The sequence below is a fragment of the Paenibacillus sp. JT22N12 genome (assembly GCF_056269365.1).
Genome location: NZ_JBWDNU010000004.1, coordinates 749,921 through 763,853, shown reverse-complemented (window position 1 = coordinate 763,853; position 13,933 = coordinate 749,921). Strand labels below are relative to the sequence as shown.

At 52.1% G+C, this 13,933-nt stretch carries 11 protein-coding genes; 2 read left to right on the top strand and 9 right to left on the bottom strand.

Features of this window, described 5'->3' with window-relative positions; genetic code table 11:
- The 3 genes from AC0YOA_RS18965 to pxpB are packed head-to-tail and all read right to left on the bottom strand — an operon-like array spanning window position 1 to window position 2,583.
- Window positions 1-777 carry an ABC transporter ATP-binding protein gene (locus tag AC0YOA_RS18965; protein ID WP_210046315.1) on the bottom strand — a complete coding sequence of 259 codons (777 nt, stop codon included), beginning with the start codon at window positions 775-777 and terminating at the stop codon, window positions 1-3.
- The gene (locus tag AC0YOA_RS18960) at window positions 749-1,828 is read right to left on the bottom strand and encodes a 5-oxoprolinase subunit C family protein (protein ID WP_475787897.1); all 1,080 of its coding nucleotides are present in this window, start codon (window positions 1,826-1,828) and stop codon (window positions 749-751) included. The genes AC0YOA_RS18965 and AC0YOA_RS18960 overlap by 29 nt, the downstream gene beginning before the upstream one ends.
- On the bottom strand, window positions 1,825-2,583 hold the full coding sequence (gene pxpB / locus AC0YOA_RS18955; protein ID WP_475787896.1) for a 5-oxoprolinase subunit PxpB: 759 nt from the start codon (window positions 2,581-2,583) through the stop codon (window positions 1,825-1,827). Before pxpB ends, AC0YOA_RS18960 begins: the two co-directional genes overlap by 4 nt.
- A 428-nt stretch (window positions 2,584-3,011) precedes the next feature.
- Here pxpB and AC0YOA_RS18950 point away from each other — a divergent pair, with 428 nt between their 5' ends.
- Window positions 3,012-3,785, top strand: coding sequence for an IclR family transcriptional regulator (locus tag AC0YOA_RS18950; RefSeq protein WP_475787895.1), 774 nt, complete (start codon window positions 3,012-3,014; stop codon window positions 3,783-3,785).
- 134 nt (window positions 3,786-3,919) lie between these two features.
- Here AC0YOA_RS18950 and AC0YOA_RS18945 read toward each other — a convergent pair whose 3' ends face one another.
- The 5 genes from AC0YOA_RS18945 to AC0YOA_RS18925 form a co-directional block, all read right to left on the bottom strand.
- The gene (locus AC0YOA_RS18945; protein WP_475787985.1) at window positions 3,920-5,518 is read right to left on the bottom strand and encodes a response regulator transcription factor; all 1,599 of its coding nucleotides are present in this window, start codon (window positions 5,516-5,518) and stop codon (window positions 3,920-3,922) included.
- 10 nt (window positions 5,519-5,528) lie between these two features.
- On the bottom strand, window positions 5,529-7,319 hold the full coding sequence (locus AC0YOA_RS18940; RefSeq protein WP_475787894.1) for a cache domain-containing sensor histidine kinase: 1,791 nt from the start codon (window positions 7,317-7,319) through the stop codon (window positions 5,529-5,531).
- A gap of 172 nt (window positions 7,320-7,491) precedes the next feature.
- Window positions 7,492-9,192, bottom strand: a complete 1,701-nt coding sequence (locus AC0YOA_RS18935) for a type 2 periplasmic-binding domain-containing protein (RefSeq protein WP_475787893.1) — start codon at window positions 9,190-9,192, stop codon at window positions 7,492-7,494.
- A 65-nt stretch (window positions 9,193-9,257) separates the two neighbouring features.
- On the bottom strand, window positions 9,258-10,154 hold the full coding sequence (locus AC0YOA_RS18930; RefSeq protein ID WP_475770018.1) for a carbohydrate ABC transporter permease: 897 nt from the start codon (window positions 10,152-10,154) through the stop codon (window positions 9,258-9,260).
- 3 nt (window positions 10,155-10,157) lie between these two features.
- Window positions 10,158-11,051, bottom strand: coding sequence for an ABC transporter permease (locus AC0YOA_RS18925; RefSeq protein WP_475787892.1), 894 nt, complete (start codon window positions 11,049-11,051; stop codon window positions 10,158-10,160).
- 274 nt (window positions 11,052-11,325) lie between these two features.
- Between AC0YOA_RS18925 and AC0YOA_RS18920 the strand changes: the two genes are divergently transcribed.
- Window positions 11,326-12,039 carry a TioE family transcriptional regulator gene (locus AC0YOA_RS18920; RefSeq protein WP_475787891.1) on the top strand — a complete coding sequence of 238 codons (714 nt, stop codon included), beginning with the start codon at window positions 11,326-11,328 and terminating at the stop codon, window positions 12,037-12,039.
- Window positions 12,040-12,813: 774 nt separating this feature from the next.
- On the opposite strand, the gene AC0YOA_RS18915 is transcribed toward AC0YOA_RS18920, so the two are convergent.
- Window positions 12,814-13,821: an ROK family protein gene (locus AC0YOA_RS18915; RefSeq protein ID WP_475787890.1), complete on the bottom strand. Its 1,008-nt coding sequence runs from the start codon at window positions 13,819-13,821 to the stop codon at window positions 12,814-12,816.
- Window positions 13,822-13,933 lie beyond the last annotated feature (112 nt).

Below are 13,933 nucleotides of genomic sequence, written 5' to 3'. Positions count from 1 at the left end.
TTATATTTCGTTGGACATTTGATTCCAGATTTCCCTCTGCAGCTCCTTGAATACGGGATCGAAGCGGATATCGTAAAAAGGGCGGGGGCGCTTCAGATTGATTTTGAACTCGGCCTTGATGCGTCCGGGACGGGCAGACATGACGATGACCCGGTCGGATAATGCGATGGCTTCCTCAATATCATGGGTAATAAACAATACGCTTTTGCCGACCTTCTCCCATATCTTCAGAAATTCTTCACCGATCTTGACGCGCGTCTGCGCATCCAGAGGGCCGAACGGCTCGTCCATCAAATAAATATCCGGATCATAAGCAAAGGTGCGGGCCAGCGCCACCCGCTTCCTCATACCGCCCGACAGCTGCTTGGGATGATAGTCCCGGAATCCTTCCAGTCCGACCATCTTAAGCAGGCGCTCCGCTTCCCTGATCTGCTCGTCTCTTGGCAATCCTTTGATTTCCAGCGGAAGCCGGACATTGTCAAAAGCGGTCTTCCATGGCAGCAGGGCGTCGTTCTGAAACACCATCCCCACTTGATCGGGAACACCCTGAACCATCTGACCGTCAATATAGGCCGCTCCCTCAGCCGGCTGGAGCAGGCCGGATACAACCTTGAGCAGCGTTGATTTGCCGCAGCCGCTGGGTCCTACCACCGAGACGAATTCCCCGTCCGCCACTGACAGCTGAACCTTCTCCAGAGCAACTGTGGTTTGAGTTTTTGTATAATATTCTACCTTTAAATCCCGAATCTCAAGTTTCGGACGATTGCTGTTCTCCATTCGTGATGACCTTCTCCCCTACTGATTTCTCTACCCTTGCCGGTCCCTGAGGGGACTGCAGTTGGTCCAGTCCGCTGCGCAGCGTCTGGATAGCAAGCTCGCGAAGCCTGTATTGTTTCTGCGCTTCTCTTAGCGAAATCGCCTGAAAACGCACCTTGCCGCCAGGATTGACCTGGGCCAGCAGCGGCAGATCTGTAGAGATGACCTGCGCGATCTTCGGATAACCTCCGGTCGTTTGGCGATCGGCCATTAACACAATCGGATTCCCATCCGGCGGCACCTGAACCGTTCCGAACGTTACTGCTGCGGATATCATCTCCGCCTTATTCTTAAGCTCCAGCTTGCTTCCTGCAAAACGGTAGCCCATCCGGTCGGATTGCGGCTGAACCGCATAGGGCTCGCTGAAGAAATTGGACAAGCTCTCTCCTGTGAACAACTGGTATTCCTCCCCGACAATGACCTGCACCGTCGGATCCGGGGAATAAGGCGGGAGGATATCCGGCGTTAACGACCAGTGGCTGACAGCGCCGGATTCGTCCGCTTTGGCCGCCAGCAGGTCCAGCATGCTCAAACTGCGGGCAGACATGCTGCCAATGGGAAGCTCGTCTCCCAGGCGAAGCGCACGGCCTTGGAAGCCGCCGATTCCCGCCCGCAGATAAGTCGAACGGCTGTTCATCTCAAGCGGCACATCCAGTCCTCCGCCAACCGCGAGATAAGCGCGGCAGCCCCGACTCATCCTGCCGAACTTCAGACGGCTTCCCTCCGGCACATATATCGTTCTCCACAAGGGAAGGGGCGTGCCATTCAGCGTTGGGGACAAATCGCCGCCGCATATGGAGATCAGAGCCGAACCTTCAAATCGGATTTCCGGACCGATTATAGTAATCTCCAGACCCGCGTCCGTCTCCAGGTTGCCCACCAGCAGGTTGGCCACCCGCAGGGCGAAGGAATCCATGGCCCCGCCTACGACAACGCCGTATTTTTGAACGCCGAATCTGCCGGAATCCTGAACCGTTGTCAACAGCCCTGGTTTGTTTATCAACAGACTCATGACTTATGTTCCTCCCATTGATCGAACTCCATGCGCGGAATCGGATAAAAGCGGACGATGTCACCCGCTTTTAACAAGGTTGGCGGCATAAGCTCCGGAAGAAACAATCGTGTAGGGGTTCTGCCGATCAGCTGCCAGCCTCCCGGCGTTTCTATGGGGTAAACCCCCGTCTGGTCTCCCGCGATTCCTACGGTTCCTACCGGTATCGACAATCGCGGGGTTGGCCTGCGCGGGGTTGAGATCCGCTCCGACATGCCGCCCAGATAAGCAAAGCCTGGCGCAAAACCGAGCATGTACACCAGATAATCCGCAGATGTATGAATGCTTATCACCTCTTCGGGCAATAATCCATTATGATCTGCCACCGCATCCAGATCCGGTCCAAGATCGCCGCCGTAGCATACCGGTATATTGACAATCCTCTCCGGCTCGTCGGAAATATCCTTCAGCTGCAAAATAATTTTATTCACTAATGCGGCAGCGATTTGAAAGGGGAAATCCCTGTCTTCCTGCCCCACCTCATCCGCAAATTCCGTCATCAGCGTCAAGCCTTCGTAATAGATGGTAACCGACGTGAACGCCGGCACGTATTCAATCAGCCCGTTAAAAGGATGTCGCTCCAGATAGTCGGATAGCTGTCTGACCCGTTTGTGGGTCTCCAGACTTATGACTTCCCCTAATTTAACAATCAGCCCGGAATCGCCGAGCGGAACGATCTTTACTTCCCCTGAAGGGGTCAGTCCGCTGTTCATCATGCCGGAACGACACCTCTTGGCATATTAAACCCATCCTTGCCGGTCGGGAATAACACCCTGCCCGGCAGCATCGGTGATAATCTCAATGATTCATAACGATTAGTGTTGTATGTCATGAACAACCTCCTGAAGATTGAAAGCAAAAAGATAGGCGTAACGCTCTTCCAATTCACCGCCTTTTGTCATTCGGGTAGCCATATTATATAATTAAATTCCGAATTTCGGTATCTTATATCCGAATTTTGAAACCCGATATATACGATCATTATAGTAGGTAATCAGCAAAAATCAAGAGGAAATTAATTATTTGTCGATTTATGTTGTGTCAACCAGGCATGATTCATTCTCCCAGCCATTTTGGTGTATACTGGATAGGCGATATTTTGAATATGAAAATGAATAAGCAGCGCGCAGCACAGGAGGAAAAAGTGTTAAATAAAAACAAAACCATCATCCGGTCCATGGATCTGCTTAATCTTTTTTTGACCCATACGAGACTGACCATTAATGAAATCTCGCAGCACTCCGGCGTGCCCAAAACCTCCGTCCACCGGATGATCGGATCGCTTGAAGAGATGGGGTTTCTGCATAAAGATAAGAACGGACAATACTCACTTGGCCTCATGTTTCTGCAGTTCGGGAATTTGGTCGCGGAACGGCTGGACATTCGGCATATTGCCCTGCCGGTCATGCAGAAGCTGCGCGACGATGTTGAAGAAGCGGTCCACCTCATCCTGAAGGATGGCCATGAGTCCATTTATATCGAGAAGCTGGATACGGATCATCCCGTCAGACTTTTCACAAAAATTGGCAGGAAGGCTCCTCTGTATGCGGGGGCGTCCTCGCGGATTTTTCTAGCTTTTATGCCGGAGAATGAGAGAGAGGCGTATCTGGAAGAGGTCGAGCTGAAGCCGATCGGCTCGGGAACCATCCTGAGCAAGGAGAAGCTGCGCGAAGCGCTGGAATTATCCAGACAGACAGGCTACAGCTTCAGCCGCTCCGAGCTTGAGAACTATACGGCAGAGCTGAGCGCGCCAATCTTCGACCATTCGGATCAGATCGTGGCGGCGATCAGTATCGCGGGGCTTAATGTACGGTTCGGGGAGGAGCAAATGCCCGCCCTGATCCTCAAGGTGAAGCATGCAGCGGATGAAGTGTCCCGCAGGCTTGGCTGCACGACTCCTGTTGGCCTTACCCGATAGCGGATTCATTGAACAGCAGAAAAAGAGGATGGCCCGCGCCGTCCTCTTTTTGCTACGGAGTTTGTTCGATAGAGCCAATTATCGGATCAGCTCAGAATAGGATCGGACCTTTCATTGAATAGGAATGCCTGCAGCTAGTCGCGGGTCGAATAATGATAATCTCTGTATTCCTGAGGCGTGCAGCCGACCCATTTTTTAAACAAGTAGATGAAATAGGCCGAGGTTTGAATGCCGACCCTCTCCGTGACCTCATACACCTTGATACCGGGATCCTGCAGCAGCTCCTTGGCAAGCTGGATGCGGGTTTCCTGGACAAAATCGGAGATGGTCTTGCCCATTTCCTTTTTGAACAATACGCTGAGATAGCTGGCGTTCAGATTGAATTGCTCGGCAAGCTGCTTGACGGTCCAATTCTCCTGCACCCGTTCCCCGATAAAGCTGGCTACCTTCCGGATCAGGTTGTGCTGCTGGTTGCTGTGCTCCTTCTTGTCGATCAGCATATACCGGTCCACATGCTCGATTAATAGCTCGATAATCTGCCCTGTGCTGCTGCAGTCCAGCAGCCGGCGCCACATCAGGATATTCAATTCCCCGTCGGATCCGCTGCTTGGCTTAAGGGTTCGAACGAGCTCGCTGAGAAAATTCATGCCAAACGCCTGCACATAAGAGAAGGAAAACGTCTCCTGCGCCTGCAGCAGGTCGAAGATCTGATTCATATAATCACCGACCGCCTTCACGTCGCCAGACTCCATGAGCTTTACAACGCTTGGCATAAACTCCTCGCGCAGGCGGAAGTCCTTGAATTCTGTCGAATCGCGGTTCTCATGCCGGACAATCTGTCCGTCTTCAATAAGACGGGCCTGCGCCATCATGAACTTGACTTCCTTGTAGAACAGCGGCACCTCGTTCCACTGGCTCCCCATCCGGCTGCAGCCGACGGTTACCGTGGCGCTGTACTGCTCCAGCATCATCTTCTGGATAAACTGCAGCTGCCTCTCGACCCTCACCCGCTCCCCGGGTGTCGGGTTCAGATGCAGAACGGCTATTTCATCCGGGGCAATCTGCGCCATGTAGAGCTGCTCCAGATCGGACAAGCCAACGTCTACGGTTTTTCTGAAGCCGCTTCCAAGAAGCACTCTGTCTCTGGCTTCCTTGCCTGAAGACAGAAAATGATCAAGTCCGATAACCATGATCCATAGACCCCGGATGCTTTCCGGCAGCTCCATAAGGCTGCTCCAGGAAGAGAGCATTTCTTCGGTCTGGGGGATCTCCGCAATCAAATCGCTGACGAAGCGCTCTTTCACCAGCCGGAGACTTCCTGATACCTTTTTCTCCAGATCGCTGGTCTGCTCGACGACACTCCTCATCTTATCCAATGTGATCTTAAGCGCAGTCAGCCGGCTTGACACTTCATCAAGCTTGAGCGGCTTTAACACATACGCCTGCGCGCCGACATGAATGGCATCCTGGACAAATTCAAATTCATTATATCCGCTGATCATCAGAACCTGAATTTGCGGATAAAGCGTCTTGGCCTTCGCTACCAGCTCAATGCCGTTCATACCGGGCATCGACACATCGGAAATAAGCACATCGAAGGACGATTCGCCCATCAGCTCCAGCGCCTCTTCCCCCGATTCCGCCGAAACGGGATCGTCATAGCCCAGCTCCTGCCATTTGATATAGCGGACAAGTCCTATAATATTAGAAGGCTCATCATCGACAATCAGCACTTTGAGCAATTTACTGTTCCCTCCTGATGGTCGGCTGCTCCGGGCAAACGGGAAATACGATGGAAGCCAATGTCCACTCGCCTGCCGCGCTTTCCATAGTGAACGTTCCGTTTTCCCCAAAATAGAGAGCAAGCCTTTCCTTGATGTTGGACGTCCCGAACCCGTTGCCCTTCCCTACATGCGTTCCCTCTTCAATGGCGCTCAGGATATCCCCGGGAATACCCTGGCCGTTATCATAGACGGACATCCGGATATTCCCGCCTTCTCTTGAAACGGAAATGCGAATGACCGCATTCTTCCTGCGTGTAATGGCCCCGTGCAGGTAACAGTTCTCCACAATCGGCTGCAGCACCGTCTTGATCGTATAGAAGTCAAGCACAGAGCTGTCGATATCCCATTCGACCTGAATCCGGTCCGGGTACCGGAGCTGCTGAATATCCAGGTAAGCCTTGACATGCTCCAGCTCTTCGCGGATCCGGATGACGCTGATCTTGTTATTCAAGGCCAGCCGGTAAAAGGTCGTCAGCGCGTCGATGATCACAATTTGCTCGGAATCCTGCACATCGAGCGCCCGCCACCGGATCAGGCTGAGCGAATTGTAGATGAAGTGGGGATTGACCTGCGCCTGCAGCGCCTTAAAGGCCTGCTCCTTCTCCTTCAGCCCGGCCCGCGTGATGCCCTCCACCAGCTTCCCGAGCCGCTCCGACATGGAATTGAACATATTCTCCAATTCGCCTACCTCATCTTTCTCGTGATTGCGGACGTTCACCTCAAATTCGCCCCGGGAAAGATCGCTCATCCGGCTGCCCAGCTTGCGGATGCGCCGGACTATGTTTTTGACAATGGTCATCATGAGGAAGACCGACAGCAGCAGGAAAAAGAGCGTGATGCCAACAATCAGATACAGCACCGTCCTGTTCTGACTGCCCATATATTTCATATGAACCAATGCCACCACGTTCCAGTGGGAGGAGAGGGGCTTGGTAATCAGCAGCTCCTTGACCTGCGTCAAATCATAAACACCCGCCTCATCCCCATCCTCTCCGGCGTCCGGCCATTCTTTTGACAACATAAGGCTGCCGATCCTTGCCTTGTCCGACGCTGCGAGAATCCTCCGCGATTCATCCACAATGTACAGGCTCCCGTCGCCATTGAAGGGATGGTCTAGCAGTTCGCCGAAAACGGCATCATAATTAAGCAGAATATAGACCATCCCGAGCACATTCCCCGAGGCGCTGATGATTTTGCGCGTAATGACGATCTGTTTGGGATTATCGCGCGCATTGCTCCATTGAAGCGGACTCGACGATTTCATTGCGTCGTTGTACCACGAACGCTCGTCTCTGCCTGCCAGCATTCTCTCCTCCGGCCGCCACAGCAGCTGCCCGTCCTGGACCAGCGTCTCATTGGTATGGTAAATGCGGAAATCGGCGATGCCGGGCAAATATCTGCTCGTAATCAGGAACGTCCGGTCCACATAATTAACCGTATCCACAATCTCGGGCATATCCGTATATTCCCGTTCGAGCCGGGCGATCAGCTCGCCGTCGGTGGCCGTACGGACGGCAAGCAAATCATAGCTTTGCTTGGCGAAATCGACATTGCGGGCGGTTTGCCGTACCGTCTCGTCGAGCGTAACCAGATAGCTGTGATGAAAGCTGCGGATCACCAAATAAATAGCGCCGCCGCCAAGGACAAGGGTGGGCAGCAGCAGGATCAAGCCATAAAGGATTAAAATTTTGCTGCGCAGGTTCATCCCTCGAGTGAACCCGATGATCATTCTTTCCAACCGCAATCTCAAGGCACTGCCTCCTTTCACACGCACAAATCATATCATATGCATGGTGAAGCACGCATAAACGGGAGCCATCCTTGTTGGACGGTTCCCGTTTCCTGATGAGCTAAAATGATGTCGAGCTTCATTGGAAGCAGCCTTCAAGACTGCTTCCCCTATTTCAAATCGGACCTCTGCGCTAGGCTTTTGCTGTTTCCTGCAGCGTCTGGTTCCATTCTTCCTTGAGCTCGCTCCAGTGCGCGCGCTTCTCGATGGCGGCCTGGAAATCCTTCCATGCTGACTCGAATGCGGCGTCGTCCTTGGCCATGATCAGCTTGGCCTTAAACTCCTTGCGCACATTTTCCAGCTCAGGCAGGTATTTCTCCCATAGGCCTCCCGCCTTCGCCTTCACCATATCCTGAGGCTCGGCGACACGGATTCCGCCCATCTTGCCGATTTGCTCGGAGAAGTCGATTGTTTTCTGACGGCCCTTCGGCTCGGTTACGCCGTAGTTCCACCACGGATACCATTCATTGCTGTAGGAAGAGGCCATATACAGACCGGGATTTGTGCTCGCGACCTTCGCCGCGTCCCCGGAATCGTGCAGCTCCTGGTAGTTTTTATCGGTGAATACCCATAGTCCGAGCGGCTTATCCACCCAGTTCCAGAACACGCCGGCCGGTCCTTCGGCGGCAACCTGCTGCTGCTCGGGATTTTGCGTCAGCGTATAATCGAAGAATTTCAGAATGGCTTCCAGGTTTTTCGTGTCCTTATTAATAAATACATCATCGGCCGGATACGGATTGACGATTTGATTGGCGCCGATGGCGCTCACCCCGTCGACCTGCGGGTATGGAACGGCCTCATAGTACCATGCCGGCTCCGTCGGTCCATCCAGAACCTCCCACAAATGCGCGTCCATGTTGAAGAATCCGCCGGCGTTCATCGCGATGCGTCCGGTTTTGTTTTTCTCCTTGTAGCGCTCGCTCTTGTCCGTGATCGCCTCGTGATCCAGAAGATTCGCACGGTACATCTTGTTCATCCACTGGTAGGCGGCTTTATATTGGGGATTATCATAAATAAATTCGTAGCCGTCACCCTTTTTCTGAACCGGAATGACGCCCCCCGCAGTGGCGGTCGACACCCCGAACGTACTCAAAATTACGTTCTCGTCATTCGCATCCGAGAGGAAGCTCAGCGGAATGAGCGGCTTGCCCGATTCATCCGTCTGCTTCGCCGCGAGTTCCAGATATTTCTCCACGCCTCCGATCGTTTTGAGATCGTCTACGGTCAGACCGGTTTTCTCCAATACATCGGAGCGGACAAACCAGCCGAGGGAAGCCCAGCCTGGCCACGGATCTTCGGGATTCTGGTCGAACCATGTTGGTATCGACCAGATATGGCCGTCCTTATCCTTCATCGCGTCCAGATACAGCTTGGGGATAGCCGCGAGCCCGGGATATTTGTCAGGCATATCAAAATATTGCTCAAGCGGAAGAACCGTGTTCGACCGGATCATAGCGGATGTAACCACATCGCCGCGGGCAAAAATTGCCGCATCATCAAAGCCTCCGGTGTTCAGCTTCAGATTAAGCGCTGTCATGGCATCGCCCTGCGTAGCCTCAAGCTGCACGTCGATGCCCGGCTCATTCTCTCTCCAGTATGTCTGTACCTTACTGTCATTATTAATCGTTGCCGTCCAGCCGAGCCACAGCTTGAAGGCTTTGGACCCGCCGGCTCCCTCGGCGGCATTTGTTCCGCCGTCAGCGGCTGAGCCGCTGCCGGCGTCTGCATTGCCATTCGAACCTCCGCTGCCGTTCGAGCATGCCGCCACCAGAAACATAAGCAGCGCAAGGGTCATGGCTCCCAGCCATCTTGCTCTCTTTTTACGTATAATCATGAATTGCTTCCCCTTCCCTTTTCTCGTTTGGTATTTGATGTTTCCTTATACCCGCCGCTTTTCTCTTACCCTTTGACAGAGCCGATCAGGACTCCTTTGACAAAATACTTCTGCAAAAACGGATAGACACAAAGAATCGGAAGCGCGCTGACCATGACGGTTGCCATTTTGATGGACATCAAGGTGACATTGGAAATCATCGAGCCTCTGGCCAGCGCCTCCTGATTATTATTCGAGCCAAGAACCGCCGATATGTCCTGCGCGGACAAAAGCTGCTGCAGAAACGTCTGGACAGGGATGAGATTCTGGTCCGAGACGTAGAAGGCTCCGGCAAACCAGTCATTCCAGTGCCAGACAGCGGTGAACAATCCGAGTGCCGCCAGCATGGGCTTGGAGAGCGGTAAAATAATGATAAGCAGAATCCGGAAGGGATTCGCACCGTCAATTTCCGCCGATTCGGTCAGCGCTTCGGGAATGCCCTGAATGAATTTCATCATGACGAACATATTCCAGGCCGAGAACGCGGATGGAATGATGTACACCCAGAACGAGTTGAGCAAGGACAAATCGTTAAGCTGGATATATAAAGGGATCAATCCGCCGCTAAACAGCATCGTGATCAGGATATAGCTGAGAATAACCTGCCGAAACGGCAGCTGCCGGTAAGACAAGCCGAACGCGACCAGAATCGTTACGAGCAGTCCAATGATCGTTCCAATAATGGTACGGGCGATCGTAATCAGATAGGCATGCTGGATGACGGAATTGCCGAGAACCACCTCGAAGTTATAAAGCGTAAATTTCCGCGGCCACAGATAGACGCCGCCTTTGGCCGCATCGCTCCCCACATTAAGAGCAATGGAAAGCATGGACATGAAGGGATAGATGACCGATGCACACAATAGAAGCATCAGCGCAATGATAATAATCTGACTGACCTTGTCGCTTGCTGAACGTTTCATTGCTTACCAAAGCCCCTCCCCGTTGAATTTCCGTGACAGCTGATTCGTAAAGAGCACCAGGATCAAGCTGACGATGGAGGAAAGCAGACCGACCGCCGTTGCCATACCGAAATAACCTTGCTGCAGGCCGCTGCGGAGAATGTACGTGTCCAGCACATCCGCTACCGGCTGATTGGCCGGATTCATAAGCGGATAGATCTGATCCATCCCGACGGCTATCAGACTTGGCATACTCAGGATCAGTACGATGGAGATCGTAGGCAAAATGCCGGGCAGGGTAATGCTGCGCATCTGCGCCAGCTTGCCGGCTCCCTCAACCTTGGCCGCTTCATAGAGCTGCGGATCGATCGTGGTGATGGCCGCCAGGTACAAAATCGTATTCCAGCCGACTTCCTTCCACAAGCCGCTCGCCACAATCATCGGACGAAACCATTCCGTCGATCCGAGGAAGAAGACCGGTTCGCCGCCCATATTGACAATCAGCTGGTTGACGATCCCCCCGTCCAGAGTGAGCAGGGATTGCAGCATATAGGCGACGACGATCCAGGAGAAAAAGTGGGGCAGATAGCTGACTGACTGGACGAATCGCTTAAAGCCGGTATGTCTCAACTCATTAATGAGGAGCGCAAGAATAATGGGTGCAGGGAAACCGAAAACAAATTTGAGCACGGCGATATAAAGCGTGTTGCCTACCACAACCCAGAACTGGTCATCCTGCAAAAAAGAAAAGTTTTCAAATCCGACCCATGGACTATTCCACATCGTAAGGCCGATATGAAAATCTTTGAACGCTACTTGAATGCCGACCATCGGAACATAGCTGAACAAGAACAGCAGGACAACGGCCGGTACAATCATCGTGTACTGCCAGCGGTATTTTGTCAGTCTCGCAAACATTATGTCACCCCTTTGCACTCATTATAGGGTTTGAATGTAAGCAGTTCCATATCACAACGATTGGATTTCCATCGTTTTGATTGGAGAAAAAAGCAGGCAAAGGAAATCGCATAGGGCAGCTGTCTGAGGAAAAAGCTCTCTATTTGGCTTTGGGTGCTGGAGTTTTTTCGGGGAATGCTATCCTTTTTACTATAGGATTCTGTTCCAATGGTTTGCCTAAAACAAACCGTTTTGGTAAGTTTAAATCTACTTATACCACGGGGGAGGATGGGATATGCGCTACTATAAGCCCCATGAGATTGCCAGAGAGCTTCATATCAGTACGAGCGCTTTGCGCCATTATGAATCCTGGGGAGTGGTGCCGATCCCCGAACGAGCGGCGAATGGTTATCGGCTTTATACGGCGGTGCATCTGGCTTATTTCCGCTGTCTCCGCACCATGTTCGCCGGCTTTGGCGTCGCCGTCACCTGTGACGTGCTGCGCCACATTCAAAAATCGGATATGGACTCCGCCTTCTGGCTGGTCAACAAGGAGCAGGCAAGTCTGCATCATGAAAAAGATGTAGCCGACCAGACGCTTGCGCTGCTGCAGGATTCCGAGCTCGCCATCCTGGCTGGCAAGAAGCTGAAAAGCAGGATGAACATCGGCGAGGCCGCCGCTCTAACCGATGTGCAGGCCTCGGCTATCCGGCACTGGGAGAAGGAAGGGCTGCTGACGCCGGACCGCGATCCCGAGAACGGTTACCGGGTTTTTACGTCCACGCATATCAGACAAATTCTGCTCATCCGCACCTTGAGGCGGACCGTCTATTTTCTGGATAATATGAGGGAAATTGTTCAGGCCGTGGAGCATCATAGCATGGAGAAAGCCAAAAGAGTTACAGAGGATGCCCTGTTAAGCATCCATGAGCGCAACCGCCGGCAAATCTATGGGGTTCATCAATTGGTAGAGCTTTGCAAAGAGGTGGGGTTGGAAACGCAGGGGTGATGCTACTCTTTCATAGCTACAAGGCAAGAAGATTCGGAACGTACGGACTTTCCTTATTTTCTGCTGATCAAGCGGGCCGTGCGATGCGGTCAAGCCTTCGCATTATTCAAATACTGTCAGAATACCTGTGAGCTTATATTTTTTCATTTTCAGCTAAATTATATATTTTATGGAAATATGTTACTATTAATAAGATGTTCGGGGAAAGCCAAGAAAATCTGATCCTGTAATCCGGCTCATGTTTCATATTGCTAGTTGGAATTATCTTCTGTGAATGTTTGAGCCGGCCTGTCGGTTCGTAACTGCCTTACTGGAGCGTTCATACGGGTGCACTCGGCACCGGATGGGCGCTGCAGCGAGCTTTATCCGGCTTGCATGCCCGGCAGTGTGTTAAGTGATAGTTGACTAATAGGCAACTGCAGCTGCCCCCTGAAGTGAATAATAGTTGAACCTAGTAGAAAGACAAACAAAGCACCTTCAGAACCACTACTGAGTGGGGCTGAAGATGCCTTGGTTTTCATAAAATGATGACAGGGCAGGGGCTGAAAATCATCTTTTGAAATGGCCCCATTCCTTATTTAAAAGTTTAACAGGGTATCAAACCCGCCGAACCGCTCGGCAAGTTCCAAGGTTTCTCGCGTTAGCTTGTTCTAATATGAACGCCAAAGTACTGCATTGGCGTTCATGATCGAATAAAGCGATCGCTGGTTCCCCATGGCCAATAAGGGATCTTCCATCAGCTTTATGCTTAAGCCGAGCCATTCACTATTAATCTTAAAAGTTGATTTTTTCCTTTTTTTGATGAAGTTCTGCTTTTAGCCTGGCCGCTGCTATAGCGCCGTAAGCGCCGGCCTCATTCCCAAGTGTCGCCAGCACGATATTCACCGGCAGCGGCGTCAGCTTGGAGGCTCTGTCTCTTACTTCGTTCACATAATAATCCCCGGAATCTACCACCCCGCCCCCGAGTACGACAACCTCGGGATTGAGCAAAGAAACGGCATTTGCGATTCCTACAGCCATATAATTGAGCGGTCTGTCCATAATTTTCTTCGCAGTCTCATCGCCCTCTGCTGCTGCAGTCACAACATGCTTGGCCTCGATCCGCTCCAGTATTCCGCCTGCCATTTCGAGGATCTTCGATTTGCGGCCGCCTTGACTGAGATAATCGCGCGCCGCAATGCCGATTCCCGTACCGGAGGTGGCCTCTTCGAAAGGGCCGAATTTCTCTCCTTTTCCATGATCATTGTTGATCAAGCAGGAATCGACCACCCAATTCCCGATTTCGCCGGCTGCATTATTTGCTCCTTTATACAGCTCCCCGTTGAAAATAAACGCGCTGCCGATTCCGGTGCCGATCGTTATCATCATCACATGTCGCTTGCCCTGGGCAGCGCCCATCCAATTCTCGCCCCAGGCTGCCATGTTGACGTCATTGTCCAAATAAACAGAGCCTGTATAATATTTGCGGATAATCGGCCTCACTTCAATGGCAGGCCATCTAAAGGCAGGCGCATTCGTCAGAATGCCCGCGTTATCTCCAATAACTCCCGGAAATCCAACTCCGATGCCGGAAAGATCATATACTTGCAAACCCCGTTCAACTAACAAAAGAGCAAGCTCTTCGAACAGCCAGCGAAAAAAACTCTCGGGATCAGATTCTGTTGGGGTGCGAAGTTTACTTTTAATAACCGGATTGCCTTGAGGGTCGGCTACACAAACAAATACCTTCGTTCCCCCAACGTCAATTCCTGCCGTATATCCGCTCTCTTGTGTTCTACTCATGGTCATACCTCCATACCGAATCTTACAAATCTTTCAAACTATCCGGGCAACCGTCAGCTTCCCCCTACTCCATCAACAACTACATCCCCCAACTTCACTTCATCCCCCTTAT

What these genes read in the sequence shown, in the direction of transcription:
- AC0YOA_RS18965 (WP_210046315.1), bottom strand. Translation starts at nt 777, where the DNA reads ATGGAGAACAGCAATCGTCCGAAACTTGAGATTCGGGATTTAAAGGTA.
- AC0YOA_RS18960 (WP_475787897.1), bottom strand. Translation starts at nt 1,828, where the DNA reads ATGAGTCTGTTGATAAACAAACCAGGGCTGTTGACAACGGTTCAGGAT.
- pxpB (WP_475787896.1), bottom strand. Translation starts at nt 2,583, where the DNA reads ATGATGAACAGCGGACTGACCCCTTCAGGGGAAGTAAAGATCGTTCCG.
- AC0YOA_RS18935 (WP_475787893.1), bottom strand. Translation starts at nt 9,192, where the DNA reads ATGATTATACGTAAAAAGAGAGCAAGATGGCTGGGAGCCATGACCCTT.
- AC0YOA_RS18930 (WP_475770018.1), bottom strand. Translation starts at nt 10,154, where the DNA reads ATGAAACGTTCAGCAAGCGACAAGGTCAGTCAGATTATTATCATTGCG.
- AC0YOA_RS18925 (WP_475787892.1), bottom strand. Translation starts at nt 11,051, where the DNA reads ATGTTTGCGAGACTGACAAAATACCGCTGGCAGTACACGATGATTGTA.
- AC0YOA_RS18920 (WP_475787891.1), top strand. Translation starts at nt 11,326, where the DNA reads ATGCGCTACTATAAGCCCCATGAGATTGCCAGAGAGCTTCATATCAGT.
- AC0YOA_RS18915 (WP_475787890.1), bottom strand. Translation starts at nt 13,821, where the DNA reads ATGAGTAGAACACAAGAGAGCGGATATACGGCAGGAATTGACGTTGGG.